Origin of the sequence: Streptococcus sp. HMSC034B05 (assembly GCF_001809055.1) — a bacterium.
In the GTDB taxonomy this organism is placed as follows: domain Bacteria; phylum Bacillota; class Bacilli; order Lactobacillales; family Streptococcaceae; genus Streptococcus; species Streptococcus constellatus.
Window position 1 is genome coordinate 1 of sequence record NZ_KV795601.1, and the last position, 1,686, is coordinate 1,686.

At 40.3% G+C, this 1,686-nt stretch carries 1 protein-coding gene; it reads right to left on the reverse strand.

Annotation, left to right across the window (positions count from 1 at the left end; translation table 11 throughout):
• Window positions 1-68: 68 nt before the first annotated feature.
• A complete protein-coding gene (locus tag HMPREF2542_RS04160; protein WP_070484385.1) occupies window positions 69-1,592 on the reverse strand; it encodes an IS1182 family transposase in 1,524 nt (507 codons plus the stop codon).
• Window positions 1,593-1,686 lie beyond the last annotated feature (94 nt).

The window sequence follows — 1,686 nt, forward strand, 5'->3', positions numbered from 1 at the left end:
GAGTCTGAGACAAAATAGTTCTCAGTCACAAAAAAGCTAGAGATTCCCAATTATGGAACTCTAGCTTTTTAATTTTTAGTCGTTCTCTTATTGTATTTAAGGATATTATTGGCCATGAGCACTAAACCCATGTCAATTTTCACCTGACGCTTGCCTCTTAGGTTACATCTCTTGTAACCCAAATAAGCCTTTATCTGCCCAAAGACAGGTTCCACATCAATCTTACGTTGATTGAAAATCTGTCTACCTTCGGGAGATAAAAGCGCTTGGCATTCTTTAGCTTTTAAGTGTTGATAACGTTCGTTGATATATAGTCCCTTTTGAGGGGCTGATTTAGGTTCATCAGCGTAGTAAACCTTGATTTCCTGTTGAAAGTCCGTCTGTGTTTTCTGATGTTTGATATGATGAAAACGATAGCACCACCCGTCAGGATGAGTGTAGCTATCCTCCTGGTCATCATAGTACCAATTCGCTAAGTTTCTAGCCGACTGTTTATACCCTTTCTTCTGTTCCTGATCAAACATGGCATATTTAATCAGGTGGTTCACCTCCTTTTCATCTAAACGAAGGAGGTTCTCTTCACTTCCATATCCAGCATCTGCGACAACGGTCTTCAAGTCATGCGGGTAGGTTTCAAGGAATGGCAGAAGAGTCTTGGTGTCTGTCGGATTTGAAAAGACATCATAATGAAGAACAAATTGATTTTCAGTAGCGATTTGAAGATTGTAAGCAGCCTTGAGTTGACCACTCTTCATGTGGTCTTCTTTCATCCGCATAAAAGTGGCTGTATCTGTTTTGGAAAAGCTGTTACGCCCTTCAAATGTCTCTTGGTAGCCTTCATATTTTTCAGCACGTACTGAAAAATCATCCTTGACTTTACGCAAGACTTTCTTGAGTTTACGACGTTGGGTTTTACGTTCGTCCTTCCCTTTAACGGGGGTCTCCTCAATGTCTTGGTTCAGTTTTTCCAATTCTTCTTCGAGGACTTGAGCGAATTCAATCAACTGCTCTGAGGCAATCGGTTCTTCTTCGTCCAGCCTAATGGCCTGATGGATAAGGGGAGTGATTTCTTCTTGAAAATAGACCTGTATCTGTTCTTGAAGTTTGAGGGAAAACTTGTCCGTTGCCTTTTTCCACACGAAACTATACTTGTTGGCGTTGGCTTCAATCTTCGTCCCGTCAATAAACAAGCAATCTAAGGTCACTAACTCTTCCATTTTTAAACGAAGATTGAGGTCGATGAAAAGATCACGAATGAGCTCTTCCATTCCTTCAGCGACTCGAAAACGATTGATGGTGCGGTAGCTGACAACCAACTGTCCCGTTAGGTACTGCATAGCGAGATTTTCAATCATCATTTTTTCAATTTTTCGTCCAGAGAAAATCCCTTGTGAATAGGCAAATAGAAGAGTAGCTAAAAGCATTTTAGGGTGATAAGACGGGCGACCGAAGTTATGATAGAAAGCGTGGAAGTGACTATACTCCAAGGCATTCACCACTTTTTCAATGGTAAAGACAATATGGTCTTGTGGTAAAATGCAAGCAAGTTCTAGTGGTAAAGTCGTTTGATTTGTGTTATAGTGAATGTGCATGGAATAGCCTTTCTAAATGTTTTATTGAGCAATTCTATTTTAGCAAGACTATCGTAACCATGCAAAAAGCAACGGCAAATCCGTTGCTTTTTTT

Coding starts and splice junctions, on each gene's coding strand:
- HMPREF2542_RS04160 (WP_070484385.1), bottom strand. CDS start 1,592: ATGCACATTCACTATAACACAAATCAAACGACTTTACCACTAGAACTT.